We start from the raw sequence: 20,930 nt of genomic DNA, 5'->3' as shown, positions 1-20,930 counted from the left end.
TCCCCAGGCATGCGACTCAGCGCTCGTGCCGCCGGCGCCCTGAGGGGACGACGTCGTCCGCCGTCAGAGATTGCTCTCGTCGGTGTCGGGGTCGAGGCGGACGAGATAGGGCGGGACGGTCCACTTCATGGCCTGTTCGACATCCCCCTCTCGGCTCTTGCCGAAGAGCATGACGCGGGCGAGCGCCATGCCGCTGATCAGGCCCTTGTTCTTGATGATGGCCTTGCGGAACTCGTCGATAGTGTCCTGAAGGTGGGTGGTGTTGGGGCGCGACGCGATCAGCGCGTTCAGCATGCCCGCGGCGAGCATTCCCTTTTCGACCAGCGCGGAGAGCGCCTCCATGTACCCGTCGTATTCCTCCTTCGTGAGCAGGGGCCGGCGGCGGATCCGCTTGAGGAAGCGGAGCTTCGGGATCATCGGATCGGACTGATCGCGCAGCAGGCTGCCCATGAGCGGCACCTCACCGTCCGGGTCGTTGTGGAAATAGGTCTGGGTGAGGTCCATGTCCCCCAGGCAGATGTCGACATCCATGTGGATGCCTCCCACGAAGTTGAGGTACAGGAGCCGCGCGAGGTCGGAGAAGTATTTGACCTCATCCCAGTTGCGCATCACCGCGGCGCCCCCGACGAGGGTCGCGAGCTCCGAGAGCCAGTTGCTGGAGTCATCGAGCTTTTCGATGGGGACCACCCGGAAGCCCGCCAGCTCCAACCTGCGCCGTTGGTTGGCGCGCGTCGGCCGCTTGTCCACGGGCTTCGGAGGCCGCTTCGAGAAGATGAAGATGCCCTCGCTCTTCTTGATCTCTCCGTCGAGATGACCGTCCAGCACCCGCTCGACTTCGGCGGAGTACCACAGGTAGCAGGTCCAACCCGCCTGCCTGGCCCGTGCGCCGTCGGAGACCAGGTCGTCGACGACCGCTGGGCTCAGCGGTCCGCCCGTCCAGAAGCGATGGATGTTCTTCGGGATGGCGTGCTTCGTCCCCATGGGCGACTTGAGGAGCCGCGAGATGATCAGCGCCTCGTCCGATTGGCTTGGATTCCAATACGTCCGGTCCTCCATGCCGCTCAGGATGCCGCGACGCGGCGTCGACGACACCTTCGTCAGCGTGGTCGAGGAGCTGTTGGAGCGGAGCGACCGCTTGATATCGAAGATGGGAATGGTCGTCTCGCCGACGGGCGGTCCCGAGGCGCCGTGAGTCAGGCAGCTCCCCATCGTGCAGAAGACGCACGTGTCGCGCACCCACTCGCGCAGCAGCGCCTCGCTTCGATGCCCGGGGTCGCAACAGATTCCCAGATCACAGAACGTACACATGGTCCGCGCCCTCGTGCGGTGGTCGAGCGGTGGACTCTCGCACTTCCCGCCCAGGATGGAAGCCCCCACGCGAAGCGGCGCAGGTCCCCTCCGGCGGGTGAAGTGAGCGCGGACGCAGGACGTGCCTACTCCCCGCCGTTCCGGACGGTGGGGGCCCGCGAGGGTGCGATGTCACGCCTACCGGGTGTCGTGCACCATCGACGGGGACAAGGGCTGCCGGCTCCGGAACGCCGCACCCGGCAGCGACTTCTCCTCCCTGCAGGGGGAGACATGAGCACGACGGCCTTCAGGGCGTCCCAGGCCACGCACTTCGTGCACGTGGACCTTTGTGAGTGGAAGACGAACCCGGGACAGCTTCAGCTGTCCGCGGCCTTCGAGGACATGCAGGGCATGCGGTACCCGGGAGACCTCGAGCGCGTGGACCCACGCTGGATGCGGACCCTCACGGCGCCGACCTCCGGCACCTATGGTATCGACCTGTGGACGGCCTACACGGTCGCGCTGGGGGCCTCCTCCTGCCAGTTCGACGTCCTGGCTCCCTGAAGCCGGCTTCCGCTCCGCTGCGGCGCGGGGCCCCGTCTGAACTGCATCGGGCGAGGCCCCGGCCATCAGCGCATCACTGCATCGACAGCGCCCAGGTGTAACTGCCGCTCGCCCCGATGCCGGTCAGGGTCGCCTTGCACGTCGCGAACGTGCTGCCATTCGAGGTGGCCGTGCCGCTCGGCGTCCAGGACGCGGGGGTACCCAGGAACGGATCGGGCGGGGTGTAGATGGAGCTCAGGTTGAAGGTGCAGGTCTTGGTTCCGCTCGCGTATCGAAATGCGACGGCCGTCGAAGTGCCGCAATCGAGCTGGTGCGTCACCGAAGTCGAGTTGGCCAGGACCGTGCCGAGGCTCGGGATGATCGGCGTGCAGGTGTTCGTGAAGGTATTGGTGATGCTGCTGGTGAGGATCTTGTTCTGGACCGTGAAGGTCAGGGTCGCCGCCTGAGCGGACCCCATGCCCAGGACCGCCACCGAAAGTGAAGCAAACAGAGTGGAGCTCTTCATGTTCAACCCCGTTGGAGAAAGGAAAAGATTTTCCCTGTAGACGAGATAAACGTTTCTCTCCTGCTTTGTCCAGGCGTCGACGTTCGGGGCCCATGCGCCGCGCAGGGGCTCCGCGAAAGTCGACCCAGGTGGGCGTGAAGGGACCCAGGGTGTCAGGAGTTGCCGGACCGTTTCAGCGCTGTCCGCCATCAGGCACTCCCGTACGTCATGGGGGAGCGCAAGCGAAGACTCGCTGCATGATTTGCCAGGTCGCCGTCTCATTCCTATCCCATCCCCAGGAAGTACATCACCGACATCGACCACCCTGGAAATGGCATGGCTGTGTTTGGCGCGCTGCTCAGTGGCCATGGCGCGCTGAACCAGCGCGGGCGCCCTGGTGACTGGCGTCATCCTCCTGGTGACCACGGTCACCGGCTGGAGGCCTGGCGCGCGTTCCCCCAAGTCATCCCATCCCTGGAAAATCGACGGGTTGCGGGGGCCACCTGGCTGGCATCCGCGCTGCAATGAGACAGCGCATCGATGTCCCGAACCCGGTGACCCCATGATCCTCGCCAAGCCCTCGGCCCTCTCGTCTTCCGTGCTGCGCCCGAACTCTGCTCCGTCCGCTCCCGGCACCCCGAAGCAGCAGCTGTCGGCAGGGCCCGTTCAGGACGTGGGGGCCCGGGGCACCCCCACGCGGGGCTTCAGCCCGGTGGATGCCTTCGAGCCCGCGGCGGTCATCCACCGCAGGCAGCCCTCCGCCTCGGGCGTCCCGAGCGCCAACGACAAGCGGCCGGCCGGGGACACCCGGTCCGCGGCGCAGATCGTCGACGACTCGCCCGTGTTGAAGAACCTGGGCCGCCAGAAGGACATCAAGTTCGAGCAGCTGTGCAAGCAGACGGGCGTCGACCCCAAGCTCGACCTGAAGGATCCGAAGCAGAACGCCGACGGCGTCTACCGGCTGACCCGGGTGCTGGAGTTCATCGACAGCACCAAGGCCTCCACGGGTGGAGACCGCGCGAACAAGGTCCAGAACGGCAAGGGCGACGGCAACATCGAGGGCATCACCAAGGACGGCGATGCGCGCCACGGCACGGAGGCCGGCATGCTCAAGGACTTCGCCGAGAAGGGGTACTCCTTCCTGGGCGAGCACCAGCTGCCGACCACGAAGGACACCCACGTCAAGGCGGACGGGAGCAACAAGGACAACTTCCAGTGGTTCGCGGGCGAGGCGGGCAAGGCCCTGTGGTTCCTGCCGGGGGTCAGCAACGTCCTGACGGGAGTGGGCAACTCGGAAGGGGGCTTCAAGGGAGTCCTCGAGGGCGCCGCGACCGGTTACCTCAACACCTTGAAGGGCGCCGCGGAGGGCGTCCTCGGGTCCATCACGAAGGGCCGCGCCAACCCGGCTTCCATGATCTTCGGAGGCGTCATGGGCGCGCTGGGGAGCACCGAGGCCGCTCCGCAGCCGGTGAAGGACATCGCCAACCTGTTGGGGTGAGAAGACATCCTGCGCGAAACTACGGCGCAGCAGCCCCGCCCCATCCCATCGCGGCGTGCGCTCCTTCGTCGACGCCACCGTCGCAGCCAGGGCCGGGCTCTCCCCCTCCAGCCCCGGCTCCGCTTGAGGGAGGCTGTCTGCCTTTGTCGAGTGGACTGGGTATCGCCGTGCGGGACCGGCCGTCTCGCGCGGCGGCGCCTCGCGGCTGGACAGCGAGGTCTTGCTAGAAGTCCTTCGCCATTCGCTGCTGCTCCAGTTCCTGGGCCTGTCTTCGCGCCTTCGCTATTTCAGGCGCATACCGCGCACTCTCATACTCGATGACTACCGCCACGACTTCCGGGGCCGTCACGCTCGTGAGAAGCACCTGACTTTCAACGGTCTCCCATCGACTCATCAGCAAGAATCGTTTTTGGGCTGCGCGAGCCTCACGCCGTGCCTCCATCTCATCGTTCTCCGCGCGGATGTCCATCCGATGCTGCGCGTAAAGATCTGGAGGTGCGGCCCCCCTGATGGACGAAGTCACCTTGCCCAGGAAGTACACCGCATCAGCGGCAGAGCGATAGCTTCCTACCCGCCGTTGAGCCTCGTAGACAGTGTCCCGGTCACGCCCCGGCGTCCCGTACTTCCGAGAAAGCAGGCGACGCAGTAGCAGATGGGCATCCCTCGAGTCTCTGACCTCCGGAAAGAAGACATCCACCGCTGCAAACCTGTTCTCAATAAATCCAAGCGTCACGATGGCAGGCATTTTAGCGAGCGGGGTCTTCCACCGAAGAGCATTGCCATTGAGCAACCTTGCTTCAGGAAAGAGCGCTTGCACTTCGTCAATGGTCATTCCCCAACGAGCCTCTTGAAACCCTTCAGGGCTGCGATAACTCGAACCCTGCCGCTCCCAGCCACGAAGGGCATCACGACGCTCCTGCGCGGTGGGCCCTTCTCTACGGGTCACGCACCCTACAGCCAGTCCTAACATCAAGACACACCCCAAAGCATTCAGCCTCAAGGGACCTCCAACCTGGGCAGCGAGACAATCAGGAAGTTCTTCGACCTGTTTAGGCAAAGGGTCTATGCGGCAGCAGTTCGGGCGTGGCTGATGGAGGGGATGTCATCGACGTGGATCGCCCTGGCGATCTTCTCGATGGCCTGGCTGTATGCTGCGTCGCCGCTGGGGTCCCCCAGCGCGGCACATCGAGCGAGGAATTCCACTAGCGCGGCGGCGACCCGGGAATCCATCTTTGGCAGAGAGGCTGCGAGATCCGCTGCCGTCCGGTCGAACCAGTTCTCAAGTGCGCTCACCTGTGCATCGCTCAAGGCGAGGAAGCTTTGCGTCTGGCGGAGTGAGTTCATCTGCTCCTCGTCCCAGCCTTCGCGTCTGGGGCTCTCCATCATCACGATGAGCGACTGCACAACGAAATCCCGAGGAAAATCCTTTTCTACCGAGTAGAGCTTCAGCAGGGGCTCAATGATGTAGCCGCGGCGCTGCATCTGCTTGTTTGCCACTTTCAGCATGCTTCGAGTGAAGGCATAGTTGGCGCTCGCGGAAATGGGAATGCTGATCCCCGGGACAAGCACGCGCAGAATCGCCTTCTCGGTGAGCTTCCGCGCAATGGCAGAGCCGGCGACCTTCTTGATGATCTCCACCAGCGCCGCCCTAAACCCGTTTCGAAGGAACCGCCGCATATTGTACTGCACGATCTGCGGGCCCACCGCTTTGACAAAGCCTCCAGCCACTTCTGAGAGCTTGATACCCAGAGCGGTCATGAAGATAAGGTAGCAGTCCTCCGCGTCGTCCAGGCACAGTGGGGCGCGATGGAGAACGGAGAGGTCATAGGTAGTGCGGAGCTGAAGCCGAGTAGTGAAACCAATGTCTGCCATCACTGCAGCGCCAATCGCCGGCACCGCTACTATGGCTTGCGGTCCCAGGCCAGCGAGTTCAAGGCCGGTGACTGCCGCAGCGCTGGCGCCCCCTGCCACGCCAGCATACTTGCTCGCCAAGTCCACTGCCTTCTTCGCTTGGTTCCGCGCGCCGGCGCCTGGGTACTTCCTCCGGAGGTAGTCGGCATCCACCTGCTTCGCGTATTCGGTCAACATCCATTGGACGAAGGTGGAGAACCAGTCACCGGACCTGAAGTCGTCGAAGCTTGTCTTCTTGAAGTGGTTCTTGAGTTCCTCGTACTCCTGCTGGACATCATCCTTCATTCCCATGCGATCAAGGCCTCCTGTGCCGCAGTTCGCGACGGCAAAATAGCAAAACATGGATCCTTACGGGATGCGATGTGGCGAGAGACTTTAGGCGGAATGGGGCCCTGTTTGAGGGGCGGGCTGGTGCAAAGGGGTTGAGAAGGGCCGCTGGAGGGTGACACGCGGGCTTCCAAGTGAGTGTGGGTGCTTGGGGCTCAACACCCCGCGCTCTGGGGTGGCCCCTGCGCTGGGGCGCACCGAACAGGCCGCGAGGGCAATGCCAGGGACGCCAGAATGGCGTACACCCCGCCGGGGGGCCGTCAGGGATGCCTGCACTCGCCAGCGGCCTCCACACCGAGAGCAGGCCTTAACATTCGTCAACAGGCGTGAGCCCTGCGCCTCGGCCGTGCGCGCCGAGTAACCAGCGCTTCGGGCAACCCGGGTGGCGTTCAGGTCGACCAAGTACTCTCGGACGAACTGCTCCTGCTCCTGCTCCTGCTTCGGCGTCAGCGGACGCGCATCACCCACCGGTCGCTTCCGGCCAGGGCTGGAGTTGGCCTTCCGGGTACGCGCGCTTCCCACGCCGTGAAGTCTCGGGCGGTGCGTGGACAACGTCCGGCACGGGCATCTCCCGCTGCGCGTAGGCCGGGGCCGCCTTCCAGGGCCGGTCCTGGGCGCGGGAGAACTCCTCCTCGTCCCCGTCGTCCGGCTCGGCGAAGGCCAGGTCCGCGGCCGTCAGACGATCCCAGGGCGTGGCGTAGGGCTCGCGCAGCGGCTCCGACATGGACCGCTTGCGCCGCTACCGCATCAGGTGCCCCGAGCACCGCCGGTGCCGGGGCACGGGGTCGCGGGTGCACCCGTCTTCGGAGCACAGGACTGGAGGGTGGCAGGAGGCCATGAACGCCTCTACTGTGCCTCACGCACAACGGGCGTGCGCGAGATGCGCCCGCCCGCCACCGTGCGGAACTCAGCACGCGCAGCCAGGTCCCTTGTGACAGGTCTTATCGAGCGAGATGCACGAGTCCCCACACGGCTTGCTGTCCGACCCGCAGTACTTACAGCACCCGCCAACCCCGCTTCTGGCTGAATCCCCGCTCAAGTCGTCGCGGGACGCAGCTCCCACCGGGTCCTCCTTGTAGAAGTCCTCCATCTCTGGAGCGAAGCAGCCCTGCGTCAACACCACAGCCACCAGGATTCCAACCAGTCGGCTCATTTCCATCCCCCTGCCTCGTGAACGAGGCGTACTTGGCTCAAACGACGACACCATTGTTGCTTGGGGGCTACCGTCGCCTCCATCACTCCAAAGTGGGGGTCGCGCCTGACCGGACTGAAGCCGCGCATCCCCGGGCGAGGTGCACCACGAGCAGCGCTGGGTCGCTCCTCCCGTCTTGTCACCTGCGGCCACTAGAGGCGATGGTAGGTGCAGCGCGCGCCACACTTCACCCGCCGCTGCGAAAGACCATGGACCCCAGCAAGGATGCTCAACCGGAGGCTCAGTCTCCGGCCTCTACTGCCATCGCAGCTGTCCCTGCGGCGGCACCCCAGGAGCAGAAGCCCACCAGCAACGAGCTCAGCATCGCTGATGTGATGCAACTCGTGACCACGCTCGCACAGGCTGTCATGCCTCTCGCCACAACAATGTTCGAGGCAAGGGCAAAGTTCATGGCGGCCCAGCCCGAACTCAACACACTGCAGGAGAAGAACGCTCACGCGCGTGCAATGGACAATCAGCAACGCTCTTGGGACTTCTACAGGGCCCGCGACAGAATGGTCGGCTGGCTGATGCTCACATGGACCATCGCGCTCCTCGGTCTCGTTGCTGGTGGTGTCTTCGCTATCCATAGGCAGATCATCGACCAGCAATCGGCGGTCACCTTTGGGTTGATGATTGCCGGTGCGATGGGGTGGGTGGGCACGCGAGTGACGAGCCGTTCCCAAACCCCGTCTCCGCCTCCTGGGCCGTGAGTAGCCACCAGGGCCGTCGCGCCAGGGCTTCGAGACGCAGCCGAAGCTCCCTCAAGGAGAACGGCTTGACGAGGTAGTCATCCGCGCCCGCGCGGAAGCCTTCTTCCTTGTCTTCGAGCATGTCCCGCGCGGCCAGCATGAGGACGGGCACCAGCCGAGGGGCGAGCTGCCGGTAGTGTCGACACAGCTCGATGCCGCTCATGCCTGGCAGCATCAGGTCCAGCACGATGACATCGTATTCATGGCTCAGCGCGAGCGTGAGCCCCTGGGGCCTACGCAAGCAGTTGCACTCCTTCGATACCACCGAGGAGCCCCTGTCGGGATCGTAGGTCCATCCGCCCTGGCCGTGCGGGTAGATGCCCGCTGGGGCCATGGAGGCAACACCCTGCGCCTCCAGGGCGCCTTCCCGGCAATCCCCCTGGGACTCCAGCCCGGGAGCCCCAGGCGCCCGCTTCACTCCGCCCGCTTGCGGCGCCGTGACATGATGCGGCTCAGGGCCACCTCGGTGATGCCGAGGTAGGCCGCCACGTCGCGCTGGGAAATCCTTCCCTTCAGGTGGGGATGCTCCTCCCAGAACTTCACGAGGCGCTCCTCCGCGGACAGCTCCAGGAACTCCTGCTCACGGCGCTCCTTGAGGACGAAGTGCTGCTCCGCCACCCGGCGCGCCAGCCGCTCCCAGCACACGTGGCCCCGCTCCAGTTGCTGGAAGTCCTGCGTCTGGAACACCAGCACGTGGCTCGGCTCGAGCGCTTCAATCGCGGTCATCGACGGCAGTCGCTGCAACATCTCCGCATAGGCGCCAAGCAGCTCTCCCTCGGCGCGGAAGGCCTTGATGGACTCGCCCCCGCGTGGCGACACGCGCACGGCCCGGAAGACCCCCTGAAGCACCACGGCGAACCGGTCCGCCGCGTCCCCCGGACGCAGGAAGAGCTCCCGCTTCGCGAGCGACTGCTCCTTCGCCACGGCTTCGGCCTTCGCCCACTCCTCGGGAGGGAGCGGGGCCAGGGTGGCGAGGCGCTCGAAGAGCTTCGGGAATCTCACGTCGCGGGGACCTGGGCTTGACCTGGGTTAAGGCGGAGGCGGCTGTGGGAAACATATACCGGGGGCATGTCCCTCAACGTCTATGCCGTGGCCACGCCCTTCGTCATCGCCCTGGCCCTGGCGGAGTTCGCCTGGTGCGTGGTGCGGCGCAACGGCTACTACAGCTTCCAGGACTCCATCGCGAGCATGGGCACGGCGGTGATGAACCAGTGCGTCAACGTCGCGGTGGCCCTGCTGGTGCTCCCCCTCTTCACGCAACTGGGCCAGTACGCACCGTGGCGGATTGACGCTTCGTCGCCGCTGTCGCTGGTGGCGCTCTTCCTGGGCGTCGACTTCTTTTTCTATTGGTTCCACCGCTTCGGGCACCGCACCAACATCGGCTGGGCGGCCCACTCGCCGCACCACTCCACCGAGGAGCTCAACTACGCGGTGGCCTTGCGCGCGAGCGTGACGCAGCGCCTCTTCTCGTTCCTCTTCTACTGGCCGCTGGTGCTGGTGGGCTTCCCGCCGGAGGCGGTGCTGGCGATGGTGGCCTTCCACCTGGTGCTCCAGTTCATCCCCCATACGCGGGTCATCCCCAAGCTCCCCGGGTGGGTGGAGTCGTGGCTGAACACGCCGTCGCACCACCGCGTGCACCACGCGCGCAACGACGCCTACATCGACAAGAACTACGCGGGCTTCCTCATCATCTGGGACCGGATGTTCGGCACCTACGCGGAGGAGACCGAGCCGTGCTCCTACGGCTTGACGACCCCGGCGAACACCTGGGACCCGACGGCCATCAACTTCCAGGCGTGGGCCCGGCTCGTCGCGGATGCCGTCGCCACGAAGAGCCTGAGAGACAGGCTGCGCATCTGGGTGATGCCCACGGGCTGGCGGCCCGCGGACCTTCCTCCGCGCGCGTTGGGGTACTGGAAGCAGGAGGGCGCGGAGGTGAAGTACCACTCCCGGGAGCTGTCCGGCGTCCGTGGCTACCTCGTCTTCCAATTGTTCGCGGCGATGCCATTCATGCTCCTGGTGAGCCACCATGCCTCACCGCTGTCGGGCTGGCAGAAGGTTGCGTTGAGCCTGCTGCTCTGGGCGATGGCGACCGCCTGGAGCGGGATGCTGGAGTCGAAAAGGTGGAGCGAGCCGCTGGAGCTCGCACGGGTGCTCGCCATGGGCGTGGGGGTGACGCTGTGGCTGGTAGGGGCCAGCGCGCCCCTGGCGTGGAGCGCGCTCACGGCGTCGTGGCTGATGGTCTCGTTGATCTGGCTGCGGGTGGCGCGCGGTGGCGCCGGCCAGAAGCCCCCACCCTCCGAGGTCCCTTCCAAACCGCGGCTGTAGGACTAGAGTGAGCCGCGCAGTGCCTACCCAGGAGAGGGATCACAGATGCGAAGGACAATCATCGCAGGGTTGATGGCGGCGGGGATGCTGGCGGGTTGTGGCGGCACGTCCGACGGCGAGCTCAGCGTGTCGTGCGCCAACGGCACCACGTGCACCGGGTCCGCTGCCGAGTGTACGGAGCAGTGCGGCCTCTCCAATGCGGACGAGAAGCACGCTTCCTGGGTCACCATCTATTGTTGCGACGGCTACGAGTGCCGCAGCCCCATCTCGGTTTCCTTCTGCGTCGACTACTGCCAGCAGTACCACGAAGGCACCTGCTGACCTCGAGGTAACACCTCGCGTTCTGTCAATGCGGCGGCCCGCCCTGAGCTCTTCAGGGCGGGCTGCTGTGCTTCGCCTGCAGCCTCCTCGGGCCCGCCGCCAATCCCTCCCCGCTCACCTCACCAGTCGCTTGCCCTCGAAGGTGTTGGTGGTGCGCGTGACGTATTCGTCACCGTCGTAGATGACGCAGGCGTTGTCGCTCCGGCTGACCCATTCGAGGGTCACGTTTCCCCAGTCATCCCAGGTCCCCGTTCCCGGCACGATGGAGGCCATCTCTCCGACATGGAGCTGCCGCTGGCAACCCGGTGCCTCGACGACCAGAGGATACGCGAAGGGGGGCAATTCAAACGTGCCGTCCTCGAAGACGTCGACGAGGATTCCCTCCGCGTAGGGATGGACCTGCCGGAACAGGAACCGGGTGTCACCTGCCTGCTCCAACAGGATGTTCATGGGTTGTGTCTGGGTCCGGGTGCTCGGCGGATGGTGGGCCGGCGTCGTGTCCTCCGAGGAGGAGTAGGTCCCCGTGAAGCGGTCCGCGAGGAACGCCATGGCGGGAGCCCGGGGTTCGGCCTGCTGCCGGACGCCCGTGAACACATGGGTCGATAAAGCCGTAGACGTGTAGCGGGGCGCTCCGGGGACCTGGGTGCCAGGAATGGTGCACACCCGCTCGTAACGGAGAATCCACGTCAGCGACAGGTTCCCCTGGTCATCCCAGGTCCCCGTTCCCGGAGCGCTGGAGGACCCGTCTCCGATGAAGGACTGCTGCTGCTGACAGTATTTGTCGTAGAGGGTGATGGCGCTTTCCTGCGGAGGAAAGGCAAGCGTGCCGTCTTCCTTCACGTCGACGAGGACTCCCTTCGGGAAGCCCGGGATGGGCGTGAGCAGGACCTGGGTGTCGCTCACCACCGCCAGCGTGTACTTCTGTGCCTGGGGCGAGGGAGCGGGCTGTGAGGACGACGTCACGGAGAGGAGCCCCTCATGGGTGCCCGCCATCAACCTCGCGGCAGGGGCCCGGCTCACCGTGAAGGTGAAGCTCCCGGCCTTGGACGGGTCCTGCCGGGACACCGCCTGGAGGGTCACCGCCGTGTCCTCCCGGACGAACGGGGCCACGTAGGTGACGGACGTGCCCGTCACGGTGGAGAGCCTGCCGACTCCGGACGTGATGCTCCAGGTGACGTCGGGGGAGAACGTCCCGGTCCCCTCCACGACCGCGGTGAGGACCGTCCAGACCTTGGAGCCAGTCCTGTCCGGGCCCGTCACGGACACGCCGGTGAGCGCGTCTCCTCCCCCTCCACATCCCGACAGCGAGGCAAGGGCCAGAAGGGTCAGGAGGCGCAGAGGAGTCATGGGCGCTTTCAGGGCAGGTGGGAGACGCATTGTCGCGGGCTGCCTGATTCCAGGAGCCCCGAAAGTACTACGGACCCACGGAAGAAATCGGGCCATCCCACCGCCTCGTAGCGCGGCAGCACCCGCGGGCTCATCGTGCCGCCCCTCGTCCGGTCCGATAGACTGCCCTGCCGAGGGGAACGGGCGACGCGGACCTTGAGCGGGGGAATAACCGATGCCGAAAGCGGTGTGTGGGGGCTGTGGTGAACTCGCGATCCTGAACAACAACCTGTGCAGGGCCTGTCGGGACCGTCAGCCCAACGCGGTCCCCAAGAAGGAAGAGGAGCGTCCTGGCTTCGCCCAGCAGGAGCGCCATGCGCAAAGCTGGGGAGACGACCTGGAGAAGTCCCTGGACTTCACGAAGGCGAGCAGCATGCCGGCGATGTACATCTCCACCATGAGCCCGGCCAATCGGGGGTTTGGCACGGTGCGCCCGGAAGACATGGCGTGGGCCAACGTCGTGGCCGAGGTGTTCGCCAACAACTTCCTCCACGCGAACCCGCTGGATTTCGTGTTCAGGGGCCTGGTGCTCTTCGATTCGGACGAGATGATCTTCTCTCCACCCGGGCAGAGCAGTTTCGGCGCCAAGGTGCCGTCCCCCAGCATCTCCGTCATCCCCTTCAACGTATTTCAGAAGAAGATTGAAAACGCCAGCCTGGCCGACTGGGTTTGCGTGATGTGCCATGAGATCATCCACTACCTGCACTGGAGATGGCGGCTCCTCCCCTGTCTGGAGAAGGAGCGGAATGCGTACGAAGACGCGGTGACAGGGACTGTGAAGCTCGCTGCCTGTGGCATTCCACTCGCCACGGAGAAGGAAGCCGCCGGCAAGCGGGAGCTGGTCGAACCTCCCGTTGACTTCACCGAGAACGGGTTCAGGGCCCGGTATGGGCTGGTGCCACGCAAGGTCTACGGCGACTGCACGAACTTCGGGGCCCCGGGCGGAGCCCAGATGGACAAACACCCCCTCCTGCGGAAGATGTACCCACCTCCGAAGGGCCAGGGGTGAACCGCCAGCCACGCCCCAGCCCCAAGTGATACCGCGGCAGCCGGGGGAGCTGGCAGGGGCTCGTCGCCCCTGTCAGCGTCTCGCGACCTGTGGAAGGGACGGGAGCCTCCCTTGCAACCCCACGTGTGCTCTTCCGCTCGAAGGCGATGGCGCCCTTGCTGGTTCTGGGCCCCATCACGAGCTTGAAGTGTCCGAGCAAAGGGAGCCCCTCGATGGAGATCAAGCCCCAGGCCATGGCCATACCCAGGTCGACCGAGCACCTCGAAAGGGGGAAGTACGGTCCGATTTTTCCGAAGACGCCTGCCTGTTATGGCTTCACGATCGTCGCCAACGTCAAGCCCGGGCTCGCTGATACGATTCGCGGCTACGGCCAGAGGATCGCCGAAGCGCTCAAGGCCGACCCCGGCTTTCTCGCGCCGCTCAAGCTCCACTACCTCCGCTGGGTGCTCTTCGATAATGACACCCGGTTCATGTATCAGGGCATCTTCGACACCGATTTCGACAAATACACCGAGGACGCGGTCGTTCTCTTCACCAGGTCTGGAATCAACACCGCCTTCGAGAACCTCGAGGGGTTTCCCCTCGACTGGAAGACCAACACGCCTGCGTTCGTCAAGTTCCTCCGAGACCACCAGTGCAATAGCTTTCTCGAGTATGGCGAATACCCGTACTTCACGAGCGATGAGATCAAGAAGGCTCTGAAGCTCAAGGCTGCGTTCACCGAGATGCTCGAGCAGATGCAGTAGGAGCCAGTCATGAGCGAAGCGTTCGGGCGGACGTACAACCAGAACCACACGCCGAGGAAATACTCGAGGGGGCATCGGCGGGTCAGTGTCTACACGTCCTGGAGCTACCCCGGAGAAGCCAATCGGACTCCTGACGAAATGGACAATCGCTTCTCGACGATGGCCGAGGTCCGCCGGGTGCTCTGGCCCGACTACGAGTCCCCCCAGTGGGCGGACCCACGGAGGTTCCAACAGGGAATCGCGGGCTCCCTGGAGCTCTTCTTCTGGGCGTGGGTGAAGTTCCAGCAGGTGATGGAAGAGGTCACCGGGAACAAGGTCCCCATGTTCCAGCGGGTCGACCAGGCGGGCTTCGTCCTGCCGCTCGACGACAGGGTCCTCGCCGATGCGGACACCCTGCTCATCTTCGGTCTGGACCACAACGTCACCGGACAGGAGGCTGCCCCGGAGGAGATAGAAGCAGTCCGCGCATTCCTTGAGCGCGAAGGAACCTGTCTGGTGATGGGCCCGCACCACGACGTCGGGCACTCGCCAGACTTGAAGGAACGCGCCCAGGAATACGCTCACCATGGCGACGCGCTGGTGCCTCGTCAGCAACGCTTCGGCGGCTATACGCGCTCCCTGATGAAGGGGCTGGGAATCCCTATCGAGAACCGCTGGGGGCTCCGCCCCGCCGTCGTCGAAGGAACGAGCCGGAGCGCCCCCTTGACGGTGATGGAGGAGCTGGACACGCGCGGCTGGCTCACCGGAGTCCAGAACTTCAACTTCCACATGCACCTGCCGCACTACGCGGTCACGACGGAGGATTCCCGTTCGGTCCGCGTCCTGGCGAAGCAGCCCATCGACCGGACCCGGCCCCATCCCTTCACGGACGCGGGAAACACCGAGTTCAATGCGTTGGTGTGGCTGCCGCCGGGCGACGGCAGGGCTGGCGATGTGCTGGTGGCCGACTCCACCGTCTTCAGCACCTTGTTCGGGGCGGACGAGAGCCTCGTGCGCTTCTGGAAGAACCTCGCCACGGCCCATTGAGATGCTCGAACTCGACGACATCCAGAGCGGAGTGCTGCGGCCCCGGCCTTCTCCGTACGTCGCGACCTACATCCTCCTCCGCATCGACGACCGGAGCGCGGGACGGGAGTTGATGCGGCGGCTCGGCTCGGCGGTGACCGCGGCCGCCCATCCGAGCAGCCCGACCTCGGATTGCTCGCTCAGCGTCGCGCTCACGTATCACGGGCTCGAGGCGCTGGGCGTACCGCGGGACTCCCTGGACACCTTCGCGTGGGAGTTCCGGCAGGGAATGGCCGCCCGGGCCAAGGCGCTGGGAGACGACGGCGAGAGCAGCCCCGAACGCTGGGAACCACCGCTGGGAACAAGCGACGTCCACGTCGTGCTGACGGCGCTTTCGCCGGATCAGGTTCAGCTCGAAGTCGCGCTGGAGCGCGCGCGCAAGGCCCTGCGGGAGCTTGGCGGCGTCACGGCGATCTGGCGTCAGGACTGCCACGCCCTGAGCACCGGCAAGGAGCCTTTCGGGTTCAAGGACGGCATCAGCCATCCGGCCGTCGAAGGAAGCGGCATTCCAGGAAGCAATCCCCACGAGGAGCCGCTCAAGTCAGGCGAGTTCGTCCTCGGCTACCCCGACGAGACGGGCGGCGTGTCCCCGATGCCCCAGCCTGACGTCCTGGGGCGCAATGGAACGTACGTCGCCTTCCGCAAGCTTCATCAGCGGGTGGCCACGTTCAGGCAGTACCTGAAGAACCTCGCGAGCAGCCCGGAGGACGAAGAGCTCCTGGCCGCGAAGATGATGGGGCGGTGGCGGAGCGGCGCGCCGCTGGCGCTGTGCCCTCACCACGACGCTGCCGACCTGGGCGCCGATCCGTCGCGCAACAATGACTTCCACTTCGCGGATGACCCGACCGGCTACAAGACGCCTCCCGCGTCGCACGTCCGGCGAGCGAACCCCCGCGATGCGTCCGTCGCCGGCGTGGTCAGGCTCCATCGGATGATCCGGCGCGGAACCGCCTATGGGCCCGAGCTTCCCGAGGGAGTCCTCGAGGACGATGGCGCCGACCGGGGGTTGATGTTCGCCTTCATCGGCGCGCACCTTGGACGGCAGTTCGAGTTCGTGCAATCCGAGTGGGTCCACGGCGGTGAGTTTCTCGGGTTGGGTGATGCGAAGGACCCCGTCGCCGGCGCGAACGACGGGACTGGCGAGTTCTCATTCCCGAAGCGTCCCATCCCCAGGCGTCTGCAAGGCCTACCGCGGTTCGTGGTCACGCGCGGAGGCGAGTACTGCTTCATGCCCGGGCTGAGAGCGCTGCGGTGGCTGGCGGAGCTGCGGACATGAACGGACAGGCAAGCATGGACGTCGTGGTCATCGGTGCCGGCCCCGCGGGACTGCTCGCGGCGCTCCGCGCCGGCGACCTGGGCGCCCGGACCGCCCTCGTCACTCGCGACGAGTTCGGCGGAATGGCGGCCCACGACGGACCGGTGCCGGTGCGGACGCTGGCGCAGGCGGCACGGTTGCTCCGCGACGCCCGGCAACTGGGGCGCTATGGCATCTCGGTGACCGAGCCTGTGCTGGACTACGCGCGACTGCTCACCCGCGTGCGCGAGGTGGCCGGCGACGTTCGCGATCAGGCGGCCCTGCGCGCACAAATCGCCGCAGCGGGGGTCACCGTGCACGAGCACGCAGGCGCGGCGCGCTTCGTGGACCCCCACACCGTCGAGACCCAGGGCGGGCTGCGACTTCGAGCGGAGAAGTTCATCCTCTGCTCCGGCGGCGTGAGCCGGCGCCTCCCGATCCCGGGATTCGAGCTCACGGCGACCCACAGCGATGCGTGGAGCCTGACCGCCGTTCCGCCGACGATGGTGGTCGTCGGCGGTGGCGCCACGGGAGCCCAGGTCGCGTCGATCTTCACTGCGTTCGGCACGCGGGTACAGCTCTTCGAGGCGGGAGCGCGCATCCTGCCGACCGAGGACGAAGACGTGTCCACCGCTGTCGCGGAGTCCTTTCGTCAGACCGGCATGGTGGTGCGCGAGGCCTTCGGCTCGATTGAGCGCTTTGAAAGGACGCCGGGGGGTGTGCGGATGGTCTTCTCCCGGGACGGCGTGCGGGACAGCGCCGAGGCTGCGCTCGTCGTCGTCGCGGTGGGCTGGACGGCCGACACCTCCGCGCTCAACCTCGCGGCCGCGGGCGTCGAGACCGACCCGCGAGGTTTCGTGCGCGTCGACGCCCATCTGCGAACCTCCGCGCAGCACATCTTCGCCGCGGGAGACGTGACCGGGCGCATGATGCTGGTCCCCCAGGCGTTGCAGGACGGGTTCGTCGCAGGCTCCAACACGGCGAACACGCCGATGATCACCGTCACGGACGAGGTGTCTCCGATTGGCAGCTTTACCGATCCCGAGTACGCGCAAGCGGGCCTGACCGAAGCGAAGGCACGTCAAACGCATGACGTCGTCGTGGCGGTGGTGCGCTTCGACGCGACGGCGCGGACCCTCATCGATGGTCGGACGACCGGGTTCTGCAAGCTCATCGTCGACCGCGCCACGCGGAGGATCCTCGGTTGCCACGTGGTGGGTGAGCGGGCGGTCGACCTGGTCCAGACGGCGGCGATCGCCATCGCGGCGGGGATGCGAGTGGATGAGCTGGCGCGCGTTCCGCTCTCGTTTCCCACCTATACCGGGGTCCTGGGGCGTGCAGCGGCCATCGCTGCCCGTCAGCTCAAGGTCGATGTGGATCGAGCACGCCTCGCGGAGCTTCTTTGACGTCATCCCGGCCGGTCAGCCGAGGCGACAACCGCGCTGACCCTGGGGGCTCGTGCTTGAGCAAGATTCTCCAAGCTCTCCTCCCCCATCCCTGCTAGCCCGCGCGGATGCGAGTCACCGTCCTGCACCGTTCGCGCTCCGTTGCCGTCCTGGACTACCGATGCGACGCGAAGCCGGGCGAGGGCTCCGTCGAGGAGCAGCACGCGGCGTTCTCGGTGTCGTACGTCCGATGTGGAAGCTTCGGATACCACTCCCGCGGCACGGCGCATGAACTCGTGGCCGGCGCAACGCTCGTCGGGCATGCGGGAGACGCCTACCGCTGTACGCACGAGCATCATCTCGCGGGCGACGAGTGCCTGTCGTTTCAGCTCTCTGACGCGCTCGTTGATGCGCTCGGAGCCTCCCTGGACGTGTGGCGCGTTGGCGCCCTGCCACCGGTCCCGTCCCTGATGATGCTCGGTGAGCTCGCGCAGCAGACGGCCGAGGGACGGACCTGCCTCGGACTGGACGAGGTGGCGCTCGTGTTCGCGGCGCGTTTCGTGGGCGCCGTCTCCGGGAAACGCGAGGCGCCGTTGCGGATGCACGCGAGGGATCGACGGCGGGCTGTCGAAGCCGCGCTCCTCCTCGAAGCGCAGGCGGGTGAGCCGCTGACGCTCGAGGGGCTCGCAGCGGAGCTCGGCTTGAGCCCGTTCCACTTCCTCCGCGTCTTCCGCGGCGTGCTGGGTGTCACGCCGCACCAGTACCTCGTGCGCATGCGCCTTCGTCAGGCTGCGCGCTTGCTTTCGACGGATGCCCCCATCACCCGCATCGCGTACGACGTTGGCTTCGGGGACCTCTCGAACTTCGTGCGAACGTTCCGCCGAGCGGCAGGCGTCTCGCCGCGCGCATTCCGGCAGGCCTCGCGCGGAGATCGCAAGATTCTCCAAGAGAAGATGGCGAGCAACTTCTAGAAGTGTGGCTCAGCCCAAGAGGCACCCTACCAGGAGCACACACCATGGCTTCAATCCGCAAGGACATCACGACGCGTGCCGCGCCCGAGTGGGTATGGGATGCGATCCGTGACATCGGCGCGCTTCACACGAGATTGGTTCCCGGGTTCGTTGTCGACACGCGCCTCGAGCCGGGAGCCCGCGTGGTCACCTTCGGCAACGGGATGGTGGTCAGGGAGCCCATCGTGACGGTCGACGACGACGGACGGCGCCTCGTGTGGGGGGCAGAAGGTGGATCGCTGACCCACTACAACGGAGCGGTCCAGGTCTTCGCGGAGGGCACGGGGAGCCGGGTCGTCTGGACCGCCGATTTCCTGCCCCACGAAGCCAGCGCCGTCGTCGGCCCCATGATCGAGGCCGGCATGGCCGCCATGAAGAAGGCGCTCGATGGGCCAGGCGGCAGTTCGACGCGCTCAATCTCGACTTGAACGTGCAGCGTCGCGTCCACTGCGGCGCGAGCGTATTGGTCGGGGGGCATGGCCATCGTTGGAGCCTACCCTGGCCGGGTGCTACAGGAGTCCAACACCCATCCATTCGCCGATGGATGATTTCCGTGTTCGGGAACACGTCTCTTGACGCCTTTGGCCCGGACCGAAGTGGCGAGTGGGCCTGCTCCGGTTCGGTGGCTCTCCCGCGCTTCGTGTGGTGGGGGTCGTAGATCGAAGTCCGCGATGATTGCTGCCCCGGCGCTCGTCTCTCGAGGCACGCGAAGTGCGGGAGAGCCCGTCACCGGCTCACGGCGTCAAACGCTGGCTGGACCAGACCCGCGCGTTCCGGTGCTCGTCGGGATTGGCGCTCGTGCCTCCAAACACATAGATGCGGCCGTCTTCACCCTGGCTGGCGGTGAAACCACTGCCGGGGCCATACATCCCTGGCGTCTGGTCGAAGTGAAGCGCGGAGGGAGCCTCGATGGACTCCCACCCTTCGATGCGTGATGCGGAGCGCTTCGCGCGCCAGAGCTGGGGCGTGCCCGTCGTGAAGTAGGACCTGTCGAGCGAGCCTCCGACCACCCACAGTTCCGCGCCAGCCGCCACCAGCGCATGCCACCCGCGAGGCTGGGGCAGTGGGGCTTCTGTTTGCCATGGAGGAAGTCACCCGGAAGAAGTCCAGCCTCCGGCGGGCCTGGCTGGGATTGGAGAACGCCTATACCCTGGTCGGCAACAAGGCCAAGGCCCAGAAGGCGCATGACCGCTACATGATCATGTCGCCCGGCGGCATCAAGGACCCCAAGCGGACGCAGCGGTTGCTCAAGGGCTTCTGAACCCCAGACCCTCCACCACCTCCACCTCCGTGAGCACGCGGAAGGCCCCTTCCGCCACGTCGAGCGCCACCTGCCCCACCGCCTCACGGTGCAGCGCGAGCACCGGGTGCCCCACCTCAACACGGCCCCTCATTCCTCCTGACTGTGAAGGGCCCCCTGGATGGGCTCAACTCAGGGCGTGACGGAGACCCGCGTGCCCGCCCGGGTATTGTTGTCGTCAATCAGCTCCGCGATGGAGCTCTGCGGATCCACCACCGCCCCCGCGTAGTACAAGCCTGTCGTGGGCACGGACGCCGGGCCCGACACCGTCAGCACCTGGCACTGGCCGGGGTTGAGATACGGCAAGGAGACATAGCCCACGAAGAAGTCCGGCGAGGGCCCCGTCGGACCGTTGGGGGTGATGGTGCTATCCGCCGACAGGTACACCTCCACAGGCGCGTTGCCTCCCACGGTGCCCTGGTTGCACACCGTTACCGAGACAGTGAGCGTCTGGCTCAGCTTCACGCTGCTCGCGCTCGACGCCGCGGACACGATGAAGTCGGGCCTGTTGCCCACGCCAATGCGGCTGCCGGTCAAGGTGTTGTTGTTCTCAATCAGCTCGGAGAGGGAGTTCTGCGGATCCACCACGGCGCCCAGGTAGTAGGCGCCCTCGGTGGACGCGTACGCCGGGCCCGACACCGTCAGCACCTGGCACTGGCCGGCGTTGAGGTACGGCGAGCCTGCGTAGCCCACGAAGAAGTCCGGCGAGGGCCCCGTCGGACCGTTGGGGGTGATGGTTGCGTCCGCCGACAGGTACACCTCCACCGGCGCGCTGCCACCGACAGTGCCCTGGTTACACACCGTCACGGAGACGGAGATCTGCTGCCCGGACGTGGCGCTGGCCGGCCCCGTTACCGCGGACACGATGAAGTCGGGCCTGTTGCCCACGCCAATGCGGCTGCCGGTCAAGGTGTTGTTGTTCTCAATCAGCTCGGAGAGGGAGTTCTGCGGATCCACCACGGCGCCCAGGTAGTAGGCGCCCTCGGTGGACGCGTACGCCGGGCCCGACACCGTCAGCACCTGGCACTGGCCGGCGTTGAGGTACGGCGAGCCTGCGTAGCCCACGAAGAA

The 20,930-nt window shown here is 66.1% G+C and carries 23 protein-coding genes and 2 pseudogenes; 13 read left to right on the top strand and 12 right to left on the bottom strand.

Features of this window, described 5'->3' with window-relative positions:
* Positions 1-63: 63 nt before the first annotated feature.
* Entirely contained in the window at positions 64-1,308 is a 1,245-nt protein-coding gene (locus D7V97_RS08435; protein ID WP_147444752.1) for a hypothetical protein, read from the bottom strand.
* A gap of 270 nt (positions 1,309-1,578) precedes the next feature.
* On the opposite strand from D7V97_RS08435, the gene D7V97_RS08430 reads away from it, so the two are divergent.
* A complete protein-coding gene (locus D7V97_RS08430) occupies positions 1,579-1,851 on the top strand; it encodes a hypothetical protein (RefSeq protein WP_120610088.1) in 273 nt (90 codons plus the stop codon).
* A 73-nt stretch (positions 1,852-1,924) separates the two neighbouring features.
* Here D7V97_RS08430 and D7V97_RS08425 read toward each other — a convergent pair whose 3' ends face one another.
* Positions 1,925-2,356, bottom strand: coding sequence for a hypothetical protein (locus D7V97_RS08425; protein ID WP_120610108.1), 432 nt, complete (start codon positions 2,354-2,356; stop codon positions 1,925-1,927).
* 541 nt (positions 2,357-2,897) lie between these two features.
* Here D7V97_RS08425 and D7V97_RS08420 point away from each other — a divergent pair.
* Positions 2,898-3,833: a hypothetical protein gene (locus D7V97_RS08420; protein ID WP_120610087.1), complete on the top strand. Its 936-nt coding sequence runs from the start codon at positions 2,898-2,900 to the stop codon at positions 3,831-3,833.
* Between the two features lie 223 nt (positions 3,834-4,056).
* Here D7V97_RS08420 and D7V97_RS44060 read toward each other — a convergent pair whose 3' ends face one another.
* From D7V97_RS44060 to D7V97_RS08395, 4 genes are all read right to left on the bottom strand, one after another.
* Positions 4,057-4,665, bottom strand: a complete 609-nt coding sequence (locus tag D7V97_RS44060; RefSeq protein WP_147444751.1) for a hypothetical protein — start codon at positions 4,663-4,665, stop codon at positions 4,057-4,059.
* 230 nt (positions 4,666-4,895) lie between these two features.
* Positions 4,896-6,035 carry a hypothetical protein gene (locus D7V97_RS08405; RefSeq protein ID WP_120610085.1) on the bottom strand — a complete coding sequence of 380 codons (1,140 nt, stop codon included), beginning with the start codon at positions 6,033-6,035 and terminating at the stop codon, positions 4,896-4,898.
* Between the two features lie 84 nt (positions 6,036-6,119).
* Positions 6,120-6,539, bottom strand: a complete 420-nt coding sequence (locus tag D7V97_RS46755) for a terminase small subunit (protein ID WP_199728746.1) — start codon at positions 6,537-6,539, stop codon at positions 6,120-6,122.
* Positions 6,532-6,795 carry a hypothetical protein gene (locus tag D7V97_RS08395; RefSeq protein WP_120610084.1) on the bottom strand — a complete coding sequence of 88 codons (264 nt, stop codon included), beginning with the start codon at positions 6,793-6,795 and terminating at the stop codon, positions 6,532-6,534. The genes D7V97_RS46755 and D7V97_RS08395 overlap by 8 nt, the downstream gene beginning before the upstream one ends.
* A 677-nt stretch (positions 6,796-7,472) precedes the next feature.
* Between D7V97_RS08395 and D7V97_RS45300 the strand changes: the two genes are divergently transcribed.
* Positions 7,473-7,976 carry a hypothetical protein gene (locus D7V97_RS45300; RefSeq protein WP_199728748.1) on the top strand — a complete coding sequence of 168 codons (504 nt, stop codon included), beginning with the start codon at positions 7,473-7,475 and terminating at the stop codon, positions 7,974-7,976.
* Positions 7,977-7,986: 10 nt separating this feature from the next.
* Here the strand turns inward: D7V97_RS45300 and D7V97_RS46750 are convergent.
* A pseudogene (locus tag D7V97_RS46750) lies at positions 7,987-8,247 on the bottom strand (response regulator transcription factor); the annotation flags it as partial.
* A 182-nt stretch (positions 8,248-8,429) separates the two neighbouring features.
* Positions 8,430-9,017 (bottom strand): Crp/Fnr family transcriptional regulator, encoded by a 588-nt coding sequence (locus D7V97_RS08385; protein ID WP_120610083.1) that lies wholly within the window; start codon positions 9,015-9,017, stop codon positions 8,430-8,432.
* Positions 9,018-9,083: 66 nt separating this feature from the next.
* Between D7V97_RS08385 and D7V97_RS08380 the strand changes: the two genes are divergently transcribed.
* Both D7V97_RS08380 and D7V97_RS08375 read left to right on the top strand, forming a co-directional pair.
* Entirely contained in the window at positions 9,084-10,343 is a 1,260-nt protein-coding gene (locus D7V97_RS08380) for a sterol desaturase family protein (RefSeq protein ID WP_120610082.1), read from the top strand.
* A 45-nt stretch (positions 10,344-10,388) separates the two neighbouring features.
* Entirely contained in the window at positions 10,389-10,664 is a 276-nt protein-coding gene (locus tag D7V97_RS08375; protein WP_120610081.1) for a hypothetical protein, read from the top strand.
* 114 nt (positions 10,665-10,778) lie between these two features.
* Here the strand turns inward: D7V97_RS08375 and D7V97_RS08370 are convergent, their stop codons facing one another.
* Positions 10,779-12,011 (bottom strand): hypothetical protein, encoded by a 1,233-nt coding sequence (locus D7V97_RS08370; RefSeq protein ID WP_120610080.1) that lies wholly within the window; start codon positions 12,009-12,011, stop codon positions 10,779-10,781.
* Between the two features lie 214 nt (positions 12,012-12,225).
* On the opposite strand from D7V97_RS08370, the gene D7V97_RS08365 reads away from it, so the two are divergent.
* From D7V97_RS08365 to D7V97_RS08335, 7 genes are all read left to right on the top strand, one after another.
* Entirely contained in the window at positions 12,226-13,059 is an 834-nt protein-coding gene (locus D7V97_RS08365; RefSeq protein ID WP_120610079.1) for a hypothetical protein, read from the top strand.
* Between the two features lie 212 nt (positions 13,060-13,271).
* Positions 13,272-13,805 (top strand): hypothetical protein, encoded by a 534-nt coding sequence (locus D7V97_RS08360; protein ID WP_120610106.1) that lies wholly within the window; start codon positions 13,272-13,274, stop codon positions 13,803-13,805.
* A 9-nt stretch (positions 13,806-13,814) separates the two neighbouring features.
* On the top strand, positions 13,815-14,831 hold the full coding sequence (locus D7V97_RS08355) for a hypothetical protein (RefSeq protein ID WP_199728745.1): 1,017 nt from the start codon (positions 13,815-13,817) through the stop codon (positions 14,829-14,831).
* A gap of 1 nt (position 14,832) precedes the next feature.
* On the top strand, positions 14,833-16,146 hold the full coding sequence (locus D7V97_RS08350) for a Dyp-type peroxidase (protein ID WP_120610077.1): 1,314 nt from the start codon (positions 14,833-14,835) through the stop codon (positions 16,144-16,146).
* On the top strand, positions 16,143-17,570 hold the full coding sequence (locus D7V97_RS08345; RefSeq protein ID WP_147444750.1) for an NAD(P)/FAD-dependent oxidoreductase: 1,428 nt from the start codon (positions 16,143-16,145) through the stop codon (positions 17,568-17,570). The genes D7V97_RS08350 and D7V97_RS08345 overlap by 4 nt, the downstream gene beginning before the upstream one ends.
* A 107-nt stretch (positions 17,571-17,677) precedes the next feature.
* Positions 17,678-18,520 (top strand): AraC family transcriptional regulator, encoded by an 843-nt coding sequence (locus tag D7V97_RS08340; RefSeq protein ID WP_120610075.1) that lies wholly within the window; start codon positions 17,678-17,680, stop codon positions 18,518-18,520.
* A gap of 44 nt (positions 18,521-18,564) precedes the next feature.
* Positions 18,565-18,987, top strand: a complete 423-nt coding sequence (locus D7V97_RS08335; RefSeq protein ID WP_120610074.1) for an SRPBCC family protein — start codon at positions 18,565-18,567, stop codon at positions 18,985-18,987.
* A 306-nt stretch (positions 18,988-19,293) separates the two neighbouring features.
* Here D7V97_RS08335 and D7V97_RS08330 read toward each other — a convergent pair whose 3' ends face one another.
* The gene (locus D7V97_RS08330; protein WP_147444749.1) at positions 19,294-19,593 is read right to left on the bottom strand and encodes a hypothetical protein; all 300 of its coding nucleotides are present in this window, start codon (positions 19,591-19,593) and stop codon (positions 19,294-19,296) included.
* A gap of 47 nt (positions 19,594-19,640) precedes the next feature.
* On the opposite strand from D7V97_RS08330, the gene D7V97_RS08325 reads away from it, so the two are divergent.
* The gene (locus D7V97_RS08325) at positions 19,641-19,820 is read left to right on the top strand and encodes a hypothetical protein (protein ID WP_120610072.1); all 180 of its coding nucleotides are present in this window, start codon (positions 19,641-19,643) and stop codon (positions 19,818-19,820) included.
* On the opposite strand, the pseudogene D7V97_RS08320 reads toward D7V97_RS08325, so the two are convergent.
* Both D7V97_RS08320 and D7V97_RS08315 read right to left on the bottom strand, forming a co-directional pair.
* Positions 19,807-19,935, bottom strand: a pseudogene (locus D7V97_RS08320) (rRNA pseudouridine synthase); the annotation flags it as partial. The gene D7V97_RS08325 and the pseudogene D7V97_RS08320 overlap by 14 nt on opposite strands.
* Before the next feature lie 56 nt (positions 19,936-19,991).
* Positions 19,992-20,930: CARDB domain-containing protein (locus D7V97_RS08315; RefSeq protein WP_304988499.1), on the bottom strand; the 939-nt coding region annotated here is incomplete at its 5' end.

The sequence above is a fragment of the Corallococcus sp. CA053C genome, assembly GCF_003611675.1.
Classification (GTDB): Bacteria; Myxococcota; Myxococcia; order Myxococcales; family Myxococcaceae; genus Corallococcus.
This window is presented reverse-complemented; position numbering and strand designations above follow the sequence as displayed.

Excerpts from the sequence above, each read along its gene's own strand:
- D7V97_RS08335 (WP_120610074.1), top strand. The coding sequence starts at position 18,565 with ATGGCTTCAATCCGCAAGGACATCACGACGCGTGCCGCGCCCGAGTGG.
- D7V97_RS08375 (WP_120610081.1), top strand. The coding sequence starts at position 10,389 with ATGCGAAGGACAATCATCGCAGGGTTGATGGCGGCGGGGATGCTGGCG.
- D7V97_RS45300 (WP_199728748.1), top strand. The coding sequence starts at position 7,473 with ATGGACCCCAGCAAGGATGCTCAACCGGAGGCTCAGTCTCCGGCCTCT.
- D7V97_RS08365 (WP_120610079.1), top strand. The coding sequence starts at position 12,226 with ATGCCGAAAGCGGTGTGTGGGGGCTGTGGTGAACTCGCGATCCTGAAC.
- D7V97_RS08325 (WP_120610072.1), top strand. The coding sequence starts at position 19,641 with ATGGAGGAAGTCACCCGGAAGAAGTCCAGCCTCCGGCGGGCCTGGCTG.
- D7V97_RS08420 (WP_120610087.1), top strand. The coding sequence starts at position 2,898 with ATGATCCTCGCCAAGCCCTCGGCCCTCTCGTCTTCCGTGCTGCGCCCG.
- D7V97_RS08405 (WP_120610085.1), bottom strand. The coding sequence starts at position 6,035 with ATGGGAATGAAGGATGATGTCCAGCAGGAGTACGAGGAACTCAAGAAC.
- D7V97_RS08355 (WP_199728745.1), top strand. The coding sequence starts at position 13,815 with ATGAGCGAAGCGTTCGGGCGGACGTACAACCAGAACCACACGCCGAGG.
- D7V97_RS08370 (WP_120610080.1), bottom strand. The coding sequence starts at position 12,011 with ATGACTCCTCTGCGCCTCCTGACCCTTCTGGCCCTTGCCTCGCTGTCG.
- D7V97_RS08340 (WP_120610075.1), top strand. The coding sequence starts at position 17,678 with ATGCGAGTCACCGTCCTGCACCGTTCGCGCTCCGTTGCCGTCCTGGAC.
- D7V97_RS08425 (WP_120610108.1), bottom strand. The coding sequence starts at position 2,356 with ATGAAGAGCTCCACTCTGTTTGCTTCACTTTCGGTGGCGGTCCTGGGC.
- D7V97_RS08360 (WP_120610106.1), top strand. The coding sequence starts at position 13,272 with ATGGAGATCAAGCCCCAGGCCATGGCCATACCCAGGTCGACCGAGCAC.
- D7V97_RS08350 (WP_120610077.1), top strand. The coding sequence starts at position 14,833 with ATGCTCGAACTCGACGACATCCAGAGCGGAGTGCTGCGGCCCCGGCCT.
- D7V97_RS08380 (WP_120610082.1), top strand. The coding sequence starts at position 9,084 with ATGTCCCTCAACGTCTATGCCGTGGCCACGCCCTTCGTCATCGCCCTG.
- D7V97_RS08435 (WP_147444752.1), bottom strand. The coding sequence starts at position 1,308 with ATGTGTACGTTCTGTGATCTGGGAATCTGTTGCGACCCCGGGCATCGA.
- D7V97_RS08395 (WP_120610084.1), bottom strand. The coding sequence starts at position 6,795 with ATGTCGGAGCCGCTGCGCGAGCCCTACGCCACGCCCTGGGATCGTCTG.
- D7V97_RS08345 (WP_147444750.1), top strand. The coding sequence starts at position 16,143 with ATGAACGGACAGGCAAGCATGGACGTCGTGGTCATCGGTGCCGGCCCC.
- D7V97_RS44060 (WP_147444751.1), bottom strand. The coding sequence starts at position 4,665 with ATGACCATTGACGAAGTGCAAGCGCTCTTTCCTGAAGCAAGGTTGCTC.
- D7V97_RS08430 (WP_120610088.1), top strand. The coding sequence starts at position 1,579 with ATGAGCACGACGGCCTTCAGGGCGTCCCAGGCCACGCACTTCGTGCAC.